Below are 21,307 nucleotides of genomic sequence, written 5' to 3'. Positions count from 1 at the left end.
CCCATAGCAAAACAGCCCTGACTAAGATCTAATCCACTTGTTCAGAGAGCTACAACATAGCGAAACTGTCTAGATTTATGAAATTCTCCCTGCCTTTTGCGGACAAGCTACCTAAAATCCCGAACCGTGCCATGCCTGCGGTTGGTGCACCTGTTATGGTACTTGCAACGCTTGCTATGGTGGTGTTGCCAATTCCAGCTTTCTTGTTGGATATGTTCTTCACCTTTAACATTGCACTGTCTATGGTTGTGCTATTGGTTTCGGTTTATACCCGCAGACCTTTAGACTTTGCTGCATTCCCGACCGTACTTCTGATTGCGACTCTGCTTCGATTAGCCTTGAACGTTGCTTCAACACGTGTGGTCTTGCTTCATGGTCATGAAGGTGGCGACGCGGCTGGTAACGTGATTGAAGCCTTTGGTAACGTGGTTATCGGTGGTAACTATGCCGTAGGTCTAGTGGTGTTCTTGATTCTGATGATCATTAACTTCATGGTTGTAACCAAAGGTGCAGGCCGTATCTCGGAAGTAAGCGCGCGTTTCACTTTGGACGCCTTACCGGGTAAACAGATGGCAATCGATGCCGACTTGAACGCTGGTTTGATCGACCAAGATCAGGCTCGTCTGAGACGTTTTGAAGTAACCAAAGAAGCCGACTTCTACGGTTCGATGGACGGTGCGTCTAAGTTTGTTAAAGGCGATGCGATCGCTGGTATCTTAATCTTATTCATCAATATCATTGGTGGCTTGAGCATTGGTATGGCTCAGTTTGACCTTGGTTTTGGTGAAGCAATTGAAATCTACACACTACTGACTATCGGTGATGGTCTGGTTGCACAAATTCCATCTCTATTACTGTCTATTGCAGCCGCGATGATGGTAACGCGCCAAAACACTGATGAAGACATGGGGCAGCAGCTCGTCTTCCAGATGTTCGACAATCCAAAAGCCTTGATGATCACCGCTGCAATCCTTGGCATCATGGGTATTGTTCCAGGTATGCCACATTTCTCGTTCTTGAGCCTTGCAGTTGTTGCGGGTGCAGGGGCGTATTACATCGATAAAAAGAACAAGAAGAAGGCGGAAGAACCTAACCTTCCGGCGACCGTTGAAGCGAATGGAGAAGTAGGCTCTCAGAAAGAGCTTTCTTGGGATGATGTTCAACCTGTTGATATTATTGGCTTAGAAGTAGGTTACCGTTTGATTCCTTTGGTGGATAGAGACCAAGGAGGCGAACTGCTTGAACGCGTTAAAGGTGTGCGTAAGAAGCTGTCTCAAGATTTTGGTTTCTTGATCCCAGCGGTGCACATTCGCGATAATCTAGAACTGACCCCAAACAGCTACCGAATCACCTTGATGGGTGTCGCGGTAGGTGAGGCTGAGATAAAACCAGACATGGAACTCGCGATTAACCCAGGTCAAGTTTACGGTATGATCGATGGTGAGCCGACGATTGACCCTGCCTTTGGCCTTGAAGCTGTATGGATACGTGAAGAGCAGCGTGAACATGCACAAGCTCTAGGTTATACCGTTGTCGATTCTTCTACTGTACTGGCGACACACCTTAGCCAACTGCTAACCAATAACGCATCGCAGCTTATTGGTCACGAAGAAGTTCAGAACTTGCTTGAGATGCTCAGCCGCTCAACACCTAAGCTGGTGGAAGGTTTTGTACCGGATCAATTGCAGTTGGGTGTCGTCGTAAAAGTGCTACAGAACCTATTGAATGAAGCCATTCCAATTCGTGATATTCGAACCATAGTCCAAACTTTGTCGGAGTATTCTGGTAAAAGTCAAGAACCTGACATACTTACGGCGGCGGTTCGTATCTCATTGAAACGGCTAATTGTTCAGGAAATCAATGGTATAGAGCCGGAATTGCCAGTGATAACCTTGATTCCTGAGCTGGAACAAATCTTGCATCAAACCATGCAGGCATCCGGCGGAGAATCTGCTGGTATTGAACCTGGTTTAGCCGAACGTTTACAGACATCCCTCAGTCACGCGACACAAGAGCAAGAGCTGAAAGGTGAGCCCGCGGTGCTACTGACCTCTGGTGTGTTACGTTCGACTCTGGCTAAGTTCGTGAAAAACACGATTCCAAGCTTGAGAGTCTTGTCTTACCAAGAAATACCGGACGAAAAGCAGATACGTATAGTACAAGCTGTTGGTAATTAAGCCGCCTAATTAGAACGGACGATCGAATTGAAAATTAAACGATTTTTTGCAAAAGATATGCGAACGGCCTTGCTCCAAGTTAAAGAAGAACTTGGTTCGGAAGCGGTGATCATGTCTAATAAAAAGGTCGCAGGTGGCGTGGAAATTGTTGCCGCTATTGATGGTGAATCCAGCCCGTCGACAGCGAGCCAGAGACCAAATAAACCTCAGCAGCCTGCACAAAGCCAATATACGCAAATGGCCGCGCCCGCAGCTCCTGCAGGGCGACGTCAATTAGACGATGATAAGGTTAGCCTACAGTCGAATGCTGAAGGTGGACGCTCAATGACCAAGCGCTTTGCGAATATGCTAAAGCAATACAGTCATGGCGCCGATGATGAGCCACAACATCGTGCTGAAAATGAAGATTCATTGTCTGCATTGCTCAATCGCCAATCAAGCACGGGTCATAAGCCTCATAGTCATCAGACTCAAAGTAATTTGCAGTCTCGCGTCCATCAGCAATCACATGGTAAGCAACAGTCTCACGGGAACCTAGATTCTGCATTTGCTCGTGAAACAGGTTTATCTCAATTGATTGCCGAAGACCGCAGAGTAGAGCGTCCAGCACCTCGTTTGGATCCTACCCGTTATGATCGTGGTCGTGAGAATACGCATTCCAAAGGTTCAGATACTGAAATGGAAACGATGCGCGAGGAGATGACCTCAATTCGTCGTCTGTTAGAGCATCAAGTATCTGGATTAATGTGGCAAGAAGTTGAGCGTCGTGAACCGCTTAGAGCCATGCTTATCAAACGCCTTGAACGTATGGGTGTATCTGCAGAGCTTGCCGATCAAATGGCGTGTTACATTCCTGAAGATACCAAACCTGCACGTGCGTGGAAGGCGTTGTTAGCCTTGGTTGCTGACCAAATCTCCGTTACACAAAAAGATATTTTAAAACGCGGCGGTATTGTGGCTCTACTTGGCCCAACTGGCGTGGGTAAAACAACGACTGTTGCAAAGCTAGCTGCACGTGCTGCCATGGAATATGGCGCAGATAACGTAGCACTAGTGACAACTGACACATATCGTATAGGTGCACATGAGCAGTTATCGATCTATGGTCGAATTATGGGTTGTCCTGTAAGAGTTGCTAAAGATTCTAGTGAATTGGCCGATGTAATATATCAGTTACGTAATCGTCGCCTAATTCTGGTCGATACTGCAGGCATGGGACAACGAGATGTTCGCCTATCTGAGCAGTTAGACACATTGATGCAAGAGAGTGGTTCCGTTATCAATAGCTACCTTGTGTTGCCTGCAACCGCGCAACGCAAAGTGCTGCAAGAAACAATTGAACACTTTAGAAGAATCCCGTTGTCGGGATGCATCATGACTAAGCTGGATGAATCCCTAAGTCTAGGTGAATTCATCAGTGTCGTAATACAAAATGCATTACCAGTTGCTTACATTGCAAATGGTCAACGAGTTCCTGAAGATATCGTTATAGCTCAGCCAAAGTACATGATTGCTAAGGCCAATGAGTTATTAGAAAAATCTACAGAGAATGAACCTCATTACTGGAATAGCGATTCTGAAGGGCTCTAGGCGGCGGATAAATATGAATGAAAATATGATACATGATCAAGCTAGCGGCCTCCGTCGCTTAACCAAGCCTTCACTCACAAAAGTTATCGCTGTAACCGGTGGTAAGGGAGGGGTTGGTAAATCTAATGTGACGTTAGGTATGGCTATTTGCATGGCGCGCCAAGGCAAAAAAGTTATGGTGCTAGATGCCGACTTAGGCCTCGCTAACGTCGATATCATGCTGGGTATTCGTTCTAAACGAAACCTTGGGCATGTGTTGGCAGGCGAATGTGAACTTAAGGATGCGATTGTCGAAGGGCCGCACGGAATTAAAATTATTCCTGCGACATCGGGCACACAAAGCATGACTGAACTTTCACACGCACAGCATGCAGGTTTGATTCGCGCATTCGGTTCGCTTGAAGACGAGATGGACATCTTGTTAGTTGATACCGCAGCCGGTATTTCGGACATGGTAATCAGCTTCTCAAGAGCGGCGCAAGACGTGGTTGTCGTGGTATGTGATGAACCTACCTCGATCACGGATGCATATGCTTTGATTAAGCTCTTGAGCAGAGAACACCAAGTTCAGCGGTTCAAAGTTGTTGCAAATATGGTCAGAAGCTACCGTGAAGGCCGAGAATTATTTGCAAAGTTGACTTTGGTCACAGAGCGCTTCTTGAATGTGAGCCTCGAACTCGTAGCATGTATTCCTTTAGATGATAAAGTACGTCAATCAGTCAAGAGACAGAAAATCGTAGTCGATGCGTATCCTCGCTCTCCAGCGGCATTGGCAATCAGCTCTTTGGCTAATAAAGCATTGACCTGGCCAATACCAAAAACACCAAGTGGGCACTTGGAGTTCTTTGTGGAAAGGCTGCTGAATCGTACTGAATTTATAGAGGAACCATTTGGTGAATAAAGCGCTTACTTACGACCAACATGCTAATCACAATAGCCAACAGGCTTTTTTTGAGAAGTATTCTGTGTTGGTTAAACGTATCGCTCATCACTTGTTGGGGCGATTACCGCCTAATGTATTAGTTGATGACTTAATTCAAGCTGGCATGATCGGCTTGATTGAAGCGCAACAAAACTATGATGGTACCAAAGGCGCAAGCTTTGAGACGTATGCCGGTATTCGAATTCGCGGGGCAATGTTAGATGACATTCGCCGTGGGGACTGGGTACCGAGATCGGTTCATAAAAACAATCGAGAAATCAGCAGTGCAATCGCGGAGTTAGAGGGTATCCTCAACCGTGACCCGAGTGATGCCGAAGTGGCAAAACACATGGGACTCAGTTTAGAGCAGTATCACAGTGCTTTAACTGACATTAATTGTTCAAGACTGGTTGGAATCGAAGATTTAGGCGTCTCAGATGATGTAATATCTCCGAATGAAGACTCTCAAGATAATACGCCTTTTCAAGGGGTTGCTGATGAGTCATTCCGCCAAGCTTTGATCGATTCGATAAAACAACTTCCGGAAAGGGAAGGCCTTGTGCTTTCGCTTTATTACGACGAAGAACTCAATTTAAAAGAGATTGGGGAAGTGTTAGGTGTCAGCGAATCTCGTGTCAGCCAAATACTGAGCCAATCTATGCAGCGTTTACGCACTAAGTTAAGTGCTTGGACACAGAACGACTAACAACACTGATCCTATTCAGTGGAGGCTAATTTGAACAAAAACATGAAAATTCTCATTGTTGATGACTTTTCAACGATGCGCCGAATTGTTAAAAACCTACTTCGCGACTTAGGTTTCAACAACACTCAAGAAGCAGACGATGGCTTGACCGCGTTACCTATGCTGAAAAAAGGCGAATTTGATTTCGTGGTAACTGACTGGAACATGCCGGGCATGCAAGGGATTGACCTGCTTAAACACATTCGCGCAGACGCAGAACTTAAGCACCTTCCCGTGCTTATGATCACGGCAGAAGCGAAGCGTGAGCAGATCATCGAAGCAGCGCAAGCGGGTGTTAATGGTTACATTGTGAAGCCTTTCACTGCTGCAACGCTGAAAGAGAAACTTGATAAGATTTTTGATCGCTTATAAGCATCAATAAATTTAGGCATTTCTAGGTAAACATTAGCTGATAAGTTCTCTGTTTATCTCGATAGCCTAAGCGCACAAAGTATGCGGAGTAAGGCCGAATTCAGGATGATTTCATTAGAACAAGCAAAAAAATTAGTAGAGCTGCTTGAGAACGATGAGCAGCAGAATGCTGATTCTCTTGTTAGAAGCATTTATGAAGATAATTTTAGTCTTCAAGACAATCCAATGCTTCAAGAAATAGGAAGTCTGACTCGCGACCTCCATGATTCTTTGACTCAATTTAATTTCGATGAGCGCATCAGCGTTATCGCAAATGACGAAATCCCTGACGCAAGGGATCGCCTTCAGTATGTCATTGATAAAACGGAAGTGGCGGCAAATAAGACGATGGACGCTGTCGATCGCTGTATGCCAATTGCAGACAACCTACACGAGTGTTTACTTCAAGTAAGGCCTCAATGGAATGAACTGATGCATGGCCGCATTGAGCTGGCACAATTTAAAGCTTTATGTCACCGCATTGATGGATTGCTTGTCCAAGTAGAAGGCGACAGCACTGAACTACGCGGACAATTGACTGAAATCTTGATGGCTCAGGATTTCCAAGATTTAACTGGGCAGATAATTAGCAAAGTTATTACCTTGGTGAATGAGGTAGAAGGACGTTTGGTCGAGATTCTCACGGTATTCGGTGCGAATCAAATAGAGCCAACTCCAGAGTCAGAGAGGAAAGCATCGATTGCGCCTGAGGGTCCAATTATGAACCCAGAAGAGCGCGAAGACGCTGTTGCATCTCAGGATGAAGTCGACGATTTGTTATCCAGTCTTGGATTTTAAAGGTAACGTATGAGCTACGATTTAGACGAAGATATTCTTCAGGACTTTTTAGTTGAAGCAGGAGAGATCCTTGAACTTCTATCAGAGCAACTGGTAGAGCTTGAGAATAATCCTGACGACAAAGACCTATTAAATGCTATTTTCCGTGGTTTCCATACAGTAAAAGGTGGTGCTGGTTTCCTAGCATTAACTGAGCTGGTGGATACTTGTCATGGTGCCGAGAATGTGTTCGACATTCTACGAAACGGCCAACGCAGCGTAACATCAGGTTTGATGGATACTATGCTGCAGGCGTTAGATACTGTTAATACACAGTTTCAAGCCGTGCAAGATCAGGAACCTTTAGTGCCAGCAGACCAAGCTTTATTGGATGAACTTCACCGCCTCTGTAAGCCAGAATCAGTTGATGAAGTTACACCAGAAGAAGCGTCAACACCTGTTATCCCTGAGCCGATCGTTGCAGCCCCTGAACCGGTTGTCGAAAGTTCAAGCATCAGTGCCTCTTCAGTGGATGATATCTCTGAAGATGAGTTTGAGCGCCTGCTTGATGAACTTCACGGTAAAGGTGGTTCGCCAACAGCATCTTCTGTACCAACACCGCCGCCAGCACCTGTTACACCTCAGCCAGTTGCTGACAGCGGTGATATTACTGACGATGAATTTGAAAAGTTACTAGATGAACTGCATGGTGCGGGTAACAGCCCGACGGCTGCGAGTTCAACGCCTCCTCCACCGCCAGCACCTTCTGCAGCACCTGTTTCGGCGATGTCTGAAGGCGATGATCTGATGACTGACGAAGAGTTCGAGAAGTTACTGGACCAGTTACACGGATCAGGCAATGGACCTTCGATTGAAGAACTGGATGCAGCGACTAAGCCTGCAGAAGTTAAGGCAGTTGCACCGCAAGCAACGCCTAAACCGCAACCAGCAGCACCAGTTGCCGTTAAAGCCGAGCCGAAACCGAGCGCTCCAGCAAAAGCTGAAGTTAAAGCGCCGGCTAAGAAGCAGCAAGCTGAAGCGACAGTTCGCGTTGATACATCAACACTGGATACCATCATGAATATGGTGGGTGAACTGGTATTGGTGCGTAACCGACTTGTCAGCCTAGGCCTCAACAGCAACGACGAAGAAATGTCGAAAGCTGTCTCTAACTTAGATGTTGTTACTGCAGACCTACAAGGTGCGGTAATGAAGACTCGTATGCAGCCGATCAAGAAAGTATTTGGTCGCTTCCCACGAGTTGTCCGCGATCTTGCTCGTAGCTTGAAGAAAGACATCGTTCTTGAAATGCGTGGCGAAGAAACGGACCTTGATAAAAATTTAGTAGAAGCGCTTGCAGATCCCCTGATTCACTTGGTGAGAAACTCTGTCGACCATGGTATCGAAATGCCGAACGACCGTGTTGCTGCGGGTAAATCACAAACGGGTAAAGTGATTTTGTCTGCCTCTCAAGAAGGTGATCATATTGAGCTGGCTATCGTTGATGACGGTGGCGGTATGGACCCTGATAAGCTTCGTGCTATTGCGGTCAAACGTGGCCTGATGGATGAAGATGCAGCATCTCGCTTATCAAATAAAGAGTGTTTCAACCTGATTTTTGCTCCTGGCTTCTCAAGCAAAGAGCAGATCTCGGATATCTCTGGTCGTGGTGTAGGCATGGACGTTGTGAAAACGGCGATCAACACACTGAACGGCTCTATTGATATTGATTCAGAAATGGGACAAGGCACCAAGATCACCATCAAGGTTCCACTAACCCTAGCGATTCTACCAACCTTGATGGTCGGTGTTGCGGGTCACCCATTTGCATTGCCATTGGCATCGGTTAACGAGATCTTCCACCTAGACTTAAGCCGCACAAACGTGGTTGATGGTCAGCTAACGATCATCGTTCGCGATAAGTCTATTCCGTTGTTCTACTTGCAAAACTGGCTTGCTCCTAAAGCGGGTATTGTTGAACTGCGTAAAGGGCACGGCCATGTTGTTATCGTACAGCTGGGTAGCCAACGAGTTGGTTTTGTTGTCGATACGCTTATCGGTCAAGAAGAAGTCGTGATCAAGCCACTTGATAAGCTTCTGCAAGGCACGCCAGGAATGGCAGGCGCGACAATTACAAGTGACGGACACATTGCATTGATTCTAGATGTGCCGGACTTGTTGAAGCAGTACGCAGCTGCGTCAAGAATTTAATTTAAGGATAAATATGGCGATTAAAGTATTAGTCGTTGATGATTCGAGTTTTTTTCGTCGTCGCGTTAGCGAGATCATCAACTCAGAGGCTCGCCTAGAAGTCATTGATGTAGCAGTAAACGGTAAAGAAGCCGTTGAGAAAGCGAAACAGCTAAGACCTGACGTAATCACGATGGACATTGAAATGCCTGTCATGGACGGCATCACAGCTGTTCGTGAAATCATGGCCGCGTCTCCAACGCCTATTTTGATGTTTTCATCGTTAACGCATGATGGAGCGAGAGCAACGTTAGATGCGCTAGATGCAGGTGCTCTAGATTTCTTACCTAAGAAGTTTGAAGACATCGCACGTAACCGCGACGATGCGGTTGCATTGCTTCAACAGCGTGTGATTCAGATTGCTGCAAAGCGTGCGTTTATGCGTCGTGCTCCTATTGCACCGAGAGCGACAGCAACGACTTCAACATCTACGCCATTACGCCAACCGATTTCAACAGCAGCTGCGACTTCGACAGCGAAGCCAGCGGTTGCATCAACGGCAAAATTCAGAGCGTCAGGTAAGAAGTACCAATTAACAGCAATTGGTACTTCGACTGGCGGCCCTGTTGCGCTACAGAAGATTTTGACGCGCATCCCTGCTAACTACCCACATCCCATTGTGTTAGTTCAGCATATGCCAGCCACATTCACCGCTGCTTTTGCTAGTCGATTGAACACCTTGTGTAAGATTGAAGTTCGTGAAGCGCAAGACGGTGATGTGTTGAAACCCGGAGTGGCGTATCTTGCTCCGGGTGGTAAACAGATGATGGTAGATGGCCGTGCAGGGTCTGCACGTCTAAGAATTATCGATGGCGGAGACCGAATGAACTACAAGCCTTGTGTGGATGTCACATTTGGCTCTGCAGCGAAGATCTACGGCGACAAAGTGTTGTCTATGATACTGACCGGTATGGGCGCAGATGGTCGAGAAGGTTCGCGTATGTTGAAAACTGCGGGCTCGACGATTTGGGCACAAGACGAAGATAGTTGTGTTGTATATGGTATGCCTCAAGCTGTAGCAAAAGCTGGCATTTCTACTGAAGACCTACCTCTAGACCGCATCGCGGAAAGGATCTTGGTTGAAGTTGGGTTAGCTTAGGTAAATCGAAATGATTGTTTGGAGTGTTGCAAACCAAAAAGGTGGTGTTGGTAAAACGACCACGACCGTGACTCTAGCAGGTTTACTTGCTTTGAAGGGGCACCGTGTTCTGTTGGTTGATACTGACCCACATGCATCACTGACCACCTATCTGGGTTACGACTCAGATACGGTGGAATCGAGCCTGTTTGATCTGTTTCAGTTGCGTGAGTTTAATGCGCAGACAGTAAGACCTTTGCTTTTACAAACAGAAGTTGAAGGTATCGATATTATTCCTGCCCATATGTCTTTGGCTACATTAGACCGCGTAATGGGAAATCGAAGCGGCATGGGGTTGATCTTGAAGCGCGCTTTGGCCGCTTTGAAAGATGACTACGACTATGTGTTAATCGATTGTCCGCCAATTCTGGGTGTGATGATGGTGAATGCATTGGCTGCCAGTGATCGTATTTTGATTCCGGTACAGACGGAATTTTTGGCGATGAAGGGCTTAGAGCGCATGATTCGCACTTTGACCATCATGCAGAAGTCTCGCAAAACACCGTTTAAGGTGACGATTGTCCCGACCATGTACGACAAGCGAACCAAAGCCTCACTGCAAACATTAACGCAGCTCAAAGATGATTATCCTAACCAAGTTTGGACATCTGCTGTGCCGATAGATACTAAGTTTCGAGATGCAAGTCTAAAACGCTTGCCAGCATCTCATTTTGCATCAGGTAGCCGTGGTGTCTTTGCTTATAAACAGTTGCTTATTTATCTCGAAAGGTTGGCGATAAATGAGCGCGAATAAAGAATCAACATTGGCACAGCCAAGTCTCTCGAGTGAACAAGCACTGGATGATTACTTTACTGCGCTGTTAGGCGATGAAAGCTTTGAATCTGACGATTTTTTTGTTGACGAGTCTAGCGACGAATCACAACCTGAAGAGCCAGAGCCAGAGCCAGAGCCAGAGCCAGAGCCAGAGCCAGAGCCAGAGCCAGAGCCAGAGCGCCAATTTTCGAGCCACCACTCAAGCTACGCGGAAATACGCGCGGCTGAGTTTGAGGTTCCTAACCTTGAGGATGTTCAGAAGCTACTAAGTCGTTTAGAGGCGACCAATGTTGTTGATGAGCTGAATCTTGATGAATTGATGGATCTGAACACCCAGAAAATCGCCCAGCAAGCAGACATGCAAATGTTTGAGGCCGCGGTTGAGTCTGTTCAAGTGTTTGAAGAGCCAGAGATTCAAGATTGGAATCTTCCAGAACCCGATTTATCAATTGCTGCAGAGCCACCTGTTGAAACGCAGCAAATTGAAGAGTTACAAGCTGAACCGCAGGAGACGGAACAAGTAGAAGTTAAGGCTGTTGAGTCTGAACTTGATGCTCCTGAGGTCGAGACAGTTATTGGACTTGAAACTCAAGCCGGAGGTGCTAACCAGTTTACCTCTTGGGAAAATACGGTTCGCACAGAAGACTTTCAAGTTTTGTATTTTGATGTAAACGGCGTGACCTTTGCGGTACCACTTGATGAACTGGGCGGTATCCATCGCCTTGAAGAGTTAAGTCATATCATTGGTAAGCCAGCTTGGTATTTGGGTTTACAAACCAACCGTGATAGTCAGCTAGATGTGGTCGACACCGCAAAATGGGTGATGTCTGAGAAACTATCAGGTGACGAGTACAAAGAAAACTATCAATATATAGTCATGCTTGGAGAGAGCTTGTGGGGCCTTGCGGGCACAGAGCTAAAAGGCACCGAGCTACTTAATACAGATAAAGTACGTTGGCGAGAAATGGCAGGGAAACGCCCATGGCTCGCTGGTATGGTAAAAGAAAAAATGTGTGCTTTGATCCATGTTGAAGCATTAATCGCCATGCTAAACGCAGGGCTAGATGTAAAAGCATTAAGCTAGTAAACGCATCAAGTTAATAATAGTGGTCGGTAACGACGGCAAGAGGATTATCTATGTCTCATATGAGTGAAGTTGAAGTAAGAAAAGAGCAAACCAATGATGAAGTACTTCAATGGGTGACTTTCCAGCTAGAAGAAGAAACTTACGGCATCAACGTAATGCAAGTGCGTGAAGTACTGCGTTACAGCGAAATTGCTCCAGTACCGGGTGCTCCAGATTACGTTCTAGGTATTATCAACCTGCGTGGTAACGTTGTTACTGTTATCGACACTCGTTCTCGCTTTGGCTTGATGCAAGGTGAAATCACAGATAACACTCGTATTATCGTTATTGAATCTGAGCGTCAAGTAATTGGCATTCTAGTCGATAGCGTTGCTGAAGTGGTTTACCTGCGTTCTTCTGAAATCGACACAACGCCAAGTGTTGGTACTGATGAAAGTGCTAAGTTTATTCAAGGTGTAAGTAACCGTGATGGCAAGCTGCTTATTCTAGTAGATTTAAACAAACTACTAAGCGAAGACGAATGGGATGAGATGGCTCACCTGTAATGTTTGAAGCGCTTCCTTTAAGCCCTGTCGTTCTGATATCAGGTGTTGGGGTTTTTACGTTATTCATCGTGATTTTGATTAGCAAAGTAAAACGTGCAATTCAAAAGCAGCTCGATCAATCACGTCTGCAAGTTCGTAACTTGGACAAAGAGCTTCAAAAATCGAGTAAGCAATTACTCGAAGTTCGCTCTGTTGTGGTTGGCCTTGGCCAGAAAGTGACGGAACAGCAAGATCTGATAAAGCACTTGAATGAACGTATTGTTGAGTTGGAACATGCTGACACCGATGGACGCTTATATACGCGTGCAACAAAAATGGTTCAGCTTGGTGCCGGGATAAACGAACTGATCGAAGAGTGTGAATTACCTAAAGCGGAAGCTGAGCTAATGATGTCTCTACAGAATAAGCTCGCGGGTAAGGAAAAAATCCCTTCGTTGAGAAGTAACCCTTCATCGTACGATGATCAACCCGATGCCTCTTGCGATCGCAGAGACCCGCCTCGACGTCGTTAAATTGAGCGCTTACTGCGTATTGAGCAATTGATGTTTATCGCGTACACCTCTTAAAAGAAGCTTCGGCTTCTTTTTTTATGCTTGCTATATCTATATAGAACGATGTTTATAAGTACTTGTATCTACGGCAATATCTAGTTTGTTGATGAAAATGTGTAAATTGTGATGCGGTGGTAACAGTTTCTTACGGACTTTGTCTTATCGAAAACGCCTAGTCCTGTTTTGTCACCATGTTGGTGTGCTACTATAGCCCTCTCATTACTCGACTAAATTTACCTATGCTAGAAGTCTCAAATTTAACTGCTATTCGTGACGACAGGGTTCTGTTTGAATCGTTGTCTTTTCAATTGAAACCTGGCGAGCTGGTTCAAGTTGAAGGTCGTAACGGTACTGGGAAAACGACACTCCTTAGGATTATCACCGGGCTAGGCGATCGTGATGAAGGTACTATTTGTTGGGATGGTGAGTCCATTGAAACGAGTCGAGATGTGTACCATCAAAATTTACTTTTTCTTGGTCATCAAACTGGTGTGAAGCGCGAGCTCAGTGCTTATGAGAACTTGAGTTTCTATCAATCGATTCACAGTGGTGGAACGAGCAAGGAAGAGCTTTACCATGCGTTGGCCCAGGTTGGCCTTGCTGGTAGGGAAGACGTGCCCGCGGGGCAACTTTCAGCTGGTCAACAGCGCCGTGTGGCGTTGGCTCGTCTTTGGTTGAGTAAACAAATGTTGTGGATTCTAGATGAACCGTTGACTGCAATCGATAAGCAGGGCGTTAAAGTTTTAGAGTCTCTTTTTTCTGAGCATGCAGATAACGGTGGCATTGTGTTACTAACCACACACCAAGATATGTTTGCTGATAGCCCGAAACTAAGAAAAATAAAGTTGGGTGAGTAATATGATCTCTTCAATGACAACGATCATTCGACGTGAGCTGCTGATCGCATTTCGTCGCCAAGCCGATATCTTTAACCCTCTGTGGTTTTTTATTATTGTCATCACCCTTTTTCCACTGAGTATTGGGCCTGAGCCGAACCTGCTTGCGCGCATCGCTGCGGGTATTGTTTGGGTTGCTGCTTTACTTTCTGCATTGCTCTCTTTGGAACGACTATTCCGAGATGATTTTCAAGACGGTGCCCTTGAGCAGATGATGCTGATGCCCATCCCGTTGCAGTTGGTAGTATTGTCCAAGGTCATAGCGCACTGGTTATTGACAGGGTTACCATTAATATTGATCAGTCCGTTGTTAGCGGTGCTGCTGTCCTTGAATTTCGATACTTGGTTATCGGTGGTCTTAACCTTGTTGGTTGGTACGCCTGCATTAAGTTTTATTGGTGCTATTGGTGTGGCTTTGACGGTTGGATTACAAAAAGGCGGTGTGCTGTTGAGTCTGCTTATTTTGCCGCTGTATATCCCAATTCTTATATTTGCTACATCAGCGATTGATGCGGCAGCACTAGGTGTTGCGTATAACGGACAACTAGCCGTGTTAGGGGCAATGCTAATGGGCGCAATGACGCTCACCCCATTTGCTATCAGTGCAGCACTAAGAGTGAGTGTTAACTAGCTATTAGAGTATTAACCAAGCACTCACCATCACTTTGATTGTTCAGAGTGAACTAATTGGAACTTTCAAACTCATAGAGTCACTGGAAGAGGCTGTAAGCCAAATAAATTATAATAATTATAGCTGTGATAGCTGTAAGCAATATGAAGTAAGAGTGAGATTACAACATGTGGAAATGGCTCCATCCCTATGCCAAAGCAGAAACTTCCTATCAGCTTGCTGGTAAACTTCTGCCATGGTTCTCTATCCTAGCGCTATTGTGTCTATCTGCCGGTACTGTGTGGGGACTAGCATTTGCACCTTCTGATTACCAACAAGGTGATAGCTTCCGAATCATTTACATCCACGTACCTTCTGCGATTTGGTCCATGGGCGTGTACATGTCGATGGCGATTGCAGCGTTTATCGGCTTGGTATGGCAGGTAAGACTATCAGACATGGCCGCGTTGGCTATGGCTCCTATCGGTGCGGTATTTACCTTCATCGCGCTGCTAACTGGTGCTGTTTGGGGTAAACCAATGTGGGGCGCTTGGTGGGTTTGGGATGCGCGTTTGACCTCAGAGCTGATTCTTCTATTCCTATATTTAGGTGTGATTGCACTACACCACGCGTTTGACGACCAAAAAACTGCAGCCAAAGCGGCAGGCATTTTGGCTATTGTTGGTGTCATCAACCTACCTATCATTCACTTTTCAGTAGAGTGGTGGAACACACTTCACCAGGGCGCGACGATCACTAAGTTCGATAAGCCTTCTATTTCAAGTGACATGTTATGGCCGCTTCTTCTTAATATTTTCGGCTTCGCCTTTTTCTTTGGTGCTGTGACTATGGTTCGTTTTAGAAACGAAATCATCAGTAAAGAGAGTCACCGTCCATGGGTTCGCAAGCTTGCGGCTGAAAAAGCGTAGTAGGGTAGGTAATTATGTATTTTGAATCTTTGAGTGATTTCTTTGCCATGGGAGGCTACGCCTCTTATGTATGGAGTGCATTTGGAATCACATTCCTCGCGATGATCATTTTACTGGTGGTAAGTGTTCGTCGTGGTAAGCAATTACTAAATGAAGTACAAGCTAAGGTTGATCGTCAAGCTCGTATCGATGCAGCAAAAAATATGGAGAACACTCTATGAACCCAAGACGTAAAAAGAGGCTGGGCATTGTCTTAGCAATCTTTTTTGGTATCAGTGCGACTATTGGATTGATGGTTTATGCACTTAACCAGAACATGGATCTGTTCTACACACCAACTGAACTGGTCAACGGCAAAGATGGTAAAAAACCTGAAGTTGGTCAACGCCTGCGCATTGGTGGCATGGTTGTAGTCGGCTCTGTAAGCCGTGACAGCGAATCACTACGTGTAAGCTTCGATTTGGCGGATGTAGGCCCTAAAGTAACGATTTTATATGATGGCATCCTTCCTGATCTTTTCCGTGAAGGCCAAGGTATTGTTGCTCAGGGTGTCCTTAAAGATGCGACGACAATTGAAGCGTTCGAGGTGTTGGCAAAGCACGATGAAGAGTACATGCCTTCTGAAGTTGCAGAAGCAATGAAGAAGACTCATGAGCCTTTGCAATACACAACTGAACAAAAAGAAGGAAATGCTCAATGATAGCCGAGATCGGCCATTTTGCGATGATCCTGTCTTTGGGACTTGCATTGCTGCTAAGCGTGCTCCCATTGTATGGAGCCGCTCGAAATAACACATTATTGATGAACAGTGCACGACCGTTGTCGTGGGGAATGTTCGGATTCCTAGCGATTTCGTTTTTTATCCTGTGTTACGCGTTCTACACCAATGATTTTACGATTCAATACGTAGCAAGCAATTCGAATAGCCAACTGCCTTGGTACTACCGAATCACGGCGGTTTGGGGCGCTCACGAAGGTTCATTACTGCTTTGGGTTCTTATCCAAGCAGGTTGGACGGTTGCAGTAGCGACGTTCAGCCGTGGTATGCCTCAAGAGTCTGTGGCTCGCGTACTGGCTATCATGGGTTTGATTACTGTCGGCTTCTTGCTGTTCATTATCGTAACCTCTAACCCGTTCCTACGTACATTGCCTTTCTTCCCTGTAGATGGCCGTGACTTGAACCCACTACTGCAAGACCCGGGTTTGATTATTCACCCGCCAATGCTTTACATGGGCTATGTAGGTTTCTCTGTTGCGTTCTCTTTCGCAATCGCTTCTCTAATGAGTGGTCGTCTTGATACGGCATGGGCTCGTTGGTCGCGTCCTTGGACAATCGCAGCTTGGTTATTCCTAACAGTAGGTATCGCATTAGGTTCATGGTGGGCTTACTACGAACTTGGCTGGGGTGGCTGGTGGTTCTGGGATCCAGTAGAAAACGCTTCATTCATGCCTTGGTTGGCTGGTACTGCACTGATGCACTCACTAGCGGTAACCGAAAAGCGTGGCACATTTAAAGCTTGGACAGTATTACTGGCTATCTCTGCATTCTCGCTAAGCTTACTAGGTACATTCTTAGTTCGTTCGGGCATCTTGGTATCGGTTCACGCATTTGCGTCGGATCCTGCTCGCGGTATGTTTATTCTAGGTTTCCTAGTCTTTGTTATTGGTGGTTCACTACTGTTGTTTGCGGTTAAAGGCGCATCAGTTCGTGTTCGCGGTAATTTTGATTTGGTTTCTCGTGAAAACGCACTGCTTGGTAACAACATATTATTGATTGCAGCGCTTGTCGTTGTGTTAGTAGGTACGCTACTACCATTAGTTCACAAACAGTTAGGCTTGGGCTCAGTATCAATCGGTGCTCCATTCTTTGATATGTTGTTCTTCTGGTTAATGATTCCGTTCTCGTTCCTACTTGGTATCGGTCCACTGATCCGTTGGAAACGTGACAACCTGTCTAAGCTCGTTAAACCAATGCTGATTTCAGGTGCATTCTCACTTGGCTTGAGTGCGCTAATGGTTGCTCTACTGGCTGACCGCTTCAGCGGTACTGCTTTTGCTGGTTGGGTAATGGCGTTTTGGATCATCTTCATGCATGGCTTTGAGCTGCATGAGCGTGCGACTCACCGTCATACATTCCTGAAAGGTCTAACTAAGCTGCCTCGTAGCCACTGGGCAATGATGTGTGGTCACATTGGTTTAGCCGTGACAGTGATTGGTATTGCAATGGTGCAAAACTACAGCATCGAACGCGATGTACGTTTGGCGCCAGGTGAAAGCTACCAGCTTGAAGAATACAGCTTCCTGTTTACAGGAGTTCGTGACAAAGATGGCCCTAACTATGATGGTTATATTGCTGACTTTGAAATTACCAAAGAAGGTAAATACATCAACACGCTTCACGCTGAAAAACGTTTCTACACCACAGCTAAGTCTATGATGACAGAAGCAGCGATTGACCGTGGCGTAACGCGCGACCTTTATATCGCAATGGGTGAACGTTTAGACGACAACAAATCTTGGGCTGTACGTATCTACTACAAACCATTTGTACGTTGGATCTGGGCTGGTTCTTTGATCATGTCGATTGGTGGTGCTATTGCTATTAGTGACCGTCGTTACCGTTTCCGTAAGCCAACAAAAAAGTCGGCTGAAGAGCAGGGGGCTTAATTCGAATGAACAAGAAGATTTTATTCATTCCATTGATTGCTTTTATGATTCTAGCTGGAGTCTTTGCAACTCAATTAGTTCGTAATCAGTCGGGTGATGACCCGACTAAACTTGAGTCAGTATTGATTGGTAAGCCTGTGCCTGAGTTCGGTCTAGAAGACTTAGAACAAGCAGGTAAGTTTCATGATCAAGCGATCTTCAAAGGCGAACCTCTGCTGCTTAATGTGTGGGCTACTTGGTGTCCTACCTGTTATGCAGAGCACTCTTATCTGAATAAATTGGCCGCTCAAGGCGTTAAGATCATTGGTATGAACTACAAAGATGATCGCAACAAAGCTGTTGGTTGGCTAAAAGAACTAGGTAACCCGTACTTAATCAGCTTATTTGATGGCGATGGTATGCTAGGTCTAGATCTTGGCGTGTATGGTGCTCCTGAGACGTTCTTAATTGATGCTAACGGTGTGGTTCGTTACCGCCATGTTGGTGACGTGAATCCAACCAACTGGGCATCGACGCTTGAGCCGATGTATCAAGAGTTGCTGGAGGAAGCGAAATGATTAAAAAGGTCCTGATCACTCTGTTCGCTACGTTTGCTATTTCAGCGACTGTTTCTGCCGCGCCTATCGAGTTTCATGAATTTGATACCGTTGATCAAGAACAGCAGTTCAAAGAGCTGAGTAACACGTTGCGTTGCCCTAAATGTCAGAACAACACGATTGGCGATTCGAACGCTGAGCTAGCAGTCGACTTGCGCCAGAAAGTGTACGAGATGACAAAAGACGGTAAGTCGAAGCAAGATATCATTGATTACATGATCGCTCGCTACGGTAACTTTGTTACTTACAACCCTCCACTGACACTAGCAACGTCAATCCTTTGGGTTGGTCCTTTTGCAGTAGTTGTGTTTGGTTTCGGTTTGATCATTTTACGAAGCAGAAAATCAAAGTCGAAAGCAGTTGAGTCAGATAAAGGCTGGGATGCAGACAAAGAAGCTCGCTTAAAAGCGTTACTCGATGAAGAGAACGACGGAGATAAGAAGTAATGACTCTATTTTGGATTTCTACCATTATCCTTTCGCTAGCGGCAATTTTCTTAATTGTTCTGCCCTTCATTAATAAAAAGGCAAACAACGATGATGTGCTGCGCGATGAGTTGAACAAAGCATTCTACAAAGATCGTCTAGATGAGCTAGAAGTAGAAGCAGAAGAAGGTCTTGTTGATAACCAGCAGGAGCTGATCGCTGATTTGAAACAATCCCTGCTTGATGATGTTCCAGCTAAGCAAGAGATGAAGAAGACTAAAATCTCAACGCTTGGTGTGGTTGTACCGTCGATTATCCTTGTTGTGGCTGTGACGTACGGTATGTACTTCAAGTTCGGTGCGTTGGATAAAGTTCAACACTGGCAAGAAGTGAGTTCGAACCTTCCTGAGTTATCTAAAAAGCTAATGTCTTCGGAAGGTGGCGCGCTAACAGACGATGAACTAGAAGATCTGACTCTGGCACTTCGTACTCGTCTGCACTACCAGCCAAAAGATTCTACAGGTTGGTTGCTGCTTGGTCGTATTGCTTTGGCTAACCGCGACGCTGAAACAGCAAAAGATTCTATGGAACGAGCGTACAAGCTTGAGCCTAAGAACGAAGATGTTCAGTTAGGCTTCGCACAAGCATTGATGCTTTCACCTGATGAAGCTGATCAGAACCAAGCACGTTTGATTTTGAGCCGTTTGATTCAAAACGATTACGTCGACCTTCGTGTGTTCTCACTGCTAGCATTTGATGCATTTGAACGTCAAGACTACCCAGGTGCGGTGAAGTACTGGAGCATCATGCAGCAGATGATTGGCCCACAAGACAGCCGTTACGAAATGTTGTCGCGCAGTATTGAAAGTGCTCAGAAGAAAATGGGTGACGCTATGGGTGTCGACCAAGGTAAGAGCGTTGCTGTAACACTTGATCTGTCTGGTGATGTTAATGCTGATCCTAACTCAGTGTTGATCGTGTCAGTACACAGAGCTGATGGTTCGCCAATGCCTATCGCAGCAGCTCGTTACCCACTAGGGACTTTTCCTCGTACAGTTGTGCTTGATGATGGCAACAGCATGATGGAAGGACAGAAGTTGTCTAGTCTTGAAACTCTGATGGTTAGAGCTAGGCTTGATACAGATGGTAACGTTTCAACTCGCGATGGTGATTGGTACGGTGAGAGCGAAGTGGTTGAACTGGGTGCTCCAGTAACTGTCGATATCAATAAGCAATATTAATCATCATTTTGCATAGGCGTTAGCTATTCCGATTTTGCGATAAACGGTATAGACTTACGCAACCAATTGAGGCCAGCGATTGCTGGCCTTTTTTATTATTTGAATTCCTTATGGAAAAGGTGATATGTCTGCCAGTATTTTAAGACTCTCGAGTTTACTTTTTATCGCAAGTTTAACGGTGGGCTGTTCTAGTGCTCCGGAAGAGAGTCGTGTCGATGATAATTTCGAAACCTCAGAATACGTAGAAGAATCCCACCCCAATGATCCTTTTGAAGGCTTCAACCGAGCGATGTGGGATATCAACTACGAATATCTAGATCCTTATTTGGTTCGCCCTGTTTCCCTCGCTTATGTTGACTACACTCCTGTACCAGTGCGATCTGGTATTTCCAATTTTCTAGCCAACTTAGACGAACCATCAAGCATGGTGAACAACCTCCTTATGGGAAATGGTGAAAAAGCACTCGACCATTTCAATCGTTTTTGGATTAACTCAACTTTTGGTCTGTTAGGCTTAATCGATATTGCCAGCGAAGCAGGGATCACCAAGTACGACGACAAGTCGTTCTCTGATGCGATTGGTCATTACGGAGTAGGGAATGGACCGTACTTTATGGTGCCAGGTTACGGCCCGGTAACGACGCGTGAAGTGACTGAAACCGTCGATGGTTTGTATGTGCCTCTATCGTTCTTAAACTTTTGGGCAAGCTTAGGCAAGTGGGCTTTCGAAGGTATGGAAACACGTGCTCAGTTGGTGTCACAAGAAGCGCTGTTGGATAATTCTCCTGATCCATATGCATTGACGCGTGATGTTTACATTCAACGTCGTGATTTCAAAGCCGAGATTGAACCTGAAGAGGTCGACCTTGAAGAAGAAGACTTCATCGATGGTTATCTAGAAGATTACTAGAAATAAGATTTAGACTATCGATAAAAGAAAGGCTCGATGTTGATAACAACATCGAGCCTTTTTAA

Annotated in this window: 22 protein-coding genes; all 22 read left to right on the top strand. The window is 45.7% G+C overall.

What is annotated here, in order from left to right:
• The first annotated feature begins 77 nt into the window (after window positions 1-77).
• Window positions 78-2,177, top strand: coding sequence for a flagellar biosynthesis protein FlhA (gene flhA / locus L4C44_RS19865; RefSeq protein WP_285953362.1), 2,100 nt, complete (start codon window positions 78-80; stop codon window positions 2,175-2,177).
• A gap of 27 nt (window positions 2,178-2,204) precedes the next feature.
• On the top strand, window positions 2,205-3,767 hold the full coding sequence (flhF, locus tag L4C44_RS19860) for a flagellar biosynthesis GTPase FlhF (protein ID WP_428805616.1): 1,563 nt from the start codon (window positions 2,205-2,207) through the stop codon (window positions 3,765-3,767).
• 13 nt (window positions 3,768-3,780) lie between these two features.
• A complete protein-coding gene (locus L4C44_RS19855; protein ID WP_048661509.1) occupies window positions 3,781-4,668 on the top strand; it encodes a MinD/ParA family protein in 888 nt (295 codons plus the stop codon).
• Window positions 4,661-5,395 carry an RNA polymerase sigma factor FliA gene (locus tag L4C44_RS19850; RefSeq protein WP_017060667.1) on the top strand — a complete coding sequence of 245 codons (735 nt, stop codon included), beginning with the start codon at window positions 4,661-4,663 and terminating at the stop codon, window positions 5,393-5,395. Before L4C44_RS19855 ends, L4C44_RS19850 begins: the two co-directional genes overlap by 8 nt.
• A 42-nt stretch (window positions 5,396-5,437) precedes the next feature.
• Window positions 5,438-5,806 (top strand): chemotaxis response regulator CheY, encoded by a 369-nt coding sequence (cheY, locus tag L4C44_RS19845; protein ID WP_016767062.1) that lies wholly within the window; start codon window positions 5,438-5,440, stop codon window positions 5,804-5,806.
• A gap of 105 nt (window positions 5,807-5,911) precedes the next feature.
• Window positions 5,912-6,643 (top strand): protein phosphatase CheZ, encoded by a 732-nt coding sequence (locus tag L4C44_RS19840; RefSeq protein ID WP_146492316.1) that lies wholly within the window; start codon window positions 5,912-5,914, stop codon window positions 6,641-6,643.
• Between the two features lie 9 nt (window positions 6,644-6,652).
• On the top strand, window positions 6,653-8,833 hold the full coding sequence (locus L4C44_RS19835; RefSeq protein WP_146492317.1) for a chemotaxis protein CheA: 2,181 nt from the start codon (window positions 6,653-6,655) through the stop codon (window positions 8,831-8,833).
• Window positions 8,834-8,846: 13 nt separating this feature from the next.
• Complete coding sequence (locus L4C44_RS19830) at window positions 8,847-9,971, top strand: protein-glutamate methylesterase/protein-glutamine glutaminase (RefSeq protein WP_048616090.1); 1,125 nt, start codon at window positions 8,847-8,849, stop codon at window positions 9,969-9,971.
• 10 nt (window positions 9,972-9,981) lie between these two features.
• Window positions 9,982-10,764, top strand: coding sequence for a ParA family protein (locus L4C44_RS19825; protein WP_017064111.1), 783 nt, complete (start codon window positions 9,982-9,984; stop codon window positions 10,762-10,764).
• The gene (locus L4C44_RS19820; protein WP_428805615.1) at window positions 10,751-11,869 is read left to right on the top strand and encodes a chemotaxis protein CheW; all 1,119 of its coding nucleotides are present in this window, start codon (window positions 10,751-10,753) and stop codon (window positions 11,867-11,869) included. The genes L4C44_RS19825 and L4C44_RS19820 overlap by 14 nt, the downstream gene beginning before the upstream one ends.
• A gap of 53 nt (window positions 11,870-11,922) precedes the next feature.
• A complete protein-coding gene (locus L4C44_RS19815; RefSeq protein WP_017064109.1) occupies window positions 11,923-12,417 on the top strand; it encodes a chemotaxis protein CheW in 495 nt (164 codons plus the stop codon).
• Entirely contained in the window at window positions 12,417-12,929 is a 513-nt protein-coding gene (locus tag L4C44_RS19810) for a DUF2802 domain-containing protein (protein ID WP_146491683.1), read from the top strand. Before L4C44_RS19815 ends, L4C44_RS19810 begins: the two co-directional genes overlap by 1 nt.
• 278 nt (window positions 12,930-13,207) lie before the next feature.
• The gene (gene ccmA, locus L4C44_RS19805; RefSeq protein ID WP_060983699.1) at window positions 13,208-13,825 is read left to right on the top strand and encodes a cytochrome c biogenesis heme-transporting ATPase CcmA; all 618 of its coding nucleotides are present in this window, start codon (window positions 13,208-13,210) and stop codon (window positions 13,823-13,825) included.
• A gap of 1 nt (window position 13,826) precedes the next feature.
• Window positions 13,827-14,495: a heme exporter protein CcmB gene (ccmB, locus tag L4C44_RS19800; RefSeq protein WP_060983678.1), complete on the top strand. Its 669-nt coding sequence runs from the start codon at window positions 13,827-13,829 to the stop codon at window positions 14,493-14,495.
• Between the two features lie 167 nt (window positions 14,496-14,662).
• Window positions 14,663-15,403: a heme ABC transporter permease gene (locus L4C44_RS19795; protein WP_060983677.1), complete on the top strand. Its 741-nt coding sequence runs from the start codon at window positions 14,663-14,665 to the stop codon at window positions 15,401-15,403.
• Window positions 15,404-15,417: 14 nt separating this feature from the next.
• Window positions 15,418-15,624 carry a heme exporter protein CcmD gene (ccmD, locus tag L4C44_RS19790; RefSeq protein WP_060983676.1) on the top strand — a complete coding sequence of 69 codons (207 nt, stop codon included), beginning with the start codon at window positions 15,418-15,420 and terminating at the stop codon, window positions 15,622-15,624.
• A complete protein-coding gene (ccmE, locus tag L4C44_RS19785) occupies window positions 15,621-16,103 on the top strand; it encodes a cytochrome c maturation protein CcmE (RefSeq protein WP_061019578.1) in 483 nt (160 codons plus the stop codon). Before ccmD ends, ccmE begins: the two co-directional genes overlap by 4 nt.
• The gene (locus L4C44_RS19780; protein ID WP_146491684.1) at window positions 16,100-18,070 is read left to right on the top strand and encodes a heme lyase CcmF/NrfE family subunit; all 1,971 of its coding nucleotides are present in this window, start codon (window positions 16,100-16,102) and stop codon (window positions 18,068-18,070) included. Before ccmE ends, L4C44_RS19780 begins: the two co-directional genes overlap by 4 nt.
• 5 nt (window positions 18,071-18,075) lie before the next feature.
• Window positions 18,076-18,627: a DsbE family thiol:disulfide interchange protein gene (locus L4C44_RS19775; protein WP_146491685.1), complete on the top strand. Its 552-nt coding sequence runs from the start codon at window positions 18,076-18,078 to the stop codon at window positions 18,625-18,627.
• On the top strand, window positions 18,624-19,112 hold the full coding sequence (locus tag L4C44_RS19770; RefSeq protein ID WP_086712359.1) for a cytochrome c-type biogenesis protein: 489 nt from the start codon (window positions 18,624-18,626) through the stop codon (window positions 19,110-19,112). The genes L4C44_RS19775 and L4C44_RS19770 overlap by 4 nt, the downstream gene beginning before the upstream one ends.
• Window positions 19,112-20,332, top strand: a complete 1,221-nt coding sequence (gene ccmI / locus L4C44_RS19765; protein WP_146491686.1) for a c-type cytochrome biogenesis protein CcmI — start codon at window positions 19,112-19,114, stop codon at window positions 20,330-20,332. Before L4C44_RS19770 ends, ccmI begins: the two co-directional genes overlap by 1 nt.
• 124 nt (window positions 20,333-20,456) lie before the next feature.
• Window positions 20,457-21,242 carry an MlaA family lipoprotein gene (locus L4C44_RS19760; protein WP_372384543.1) on the top strand — a complete coding sequence of 262 codons (786 nt, stop codon included), beginning with the start codon at window positions 20,457-20,459 and terminating at the stop codon, window positions 21,240-21,242.
• The last annotated feature ends 65 nt before the right edge of the window (window positions 21,243-21,307 follow it).

Origin of the sequence: Vibrio satsumensis (assembly GCF_050337435.1) — a bacterium.
GTDB classification, from domain to species: Bacteria; Pseudomonadota; Gammaproteobacteria; order Enterobacterales; family Vibrionaceae; genus Vibrio; species Vibrio satsumensis.
The sequence above is the reverse complement of the archived record's forward strand: the minus strand, read 5'-3'. Positions and strand labels throughout refer to the sequence as shown.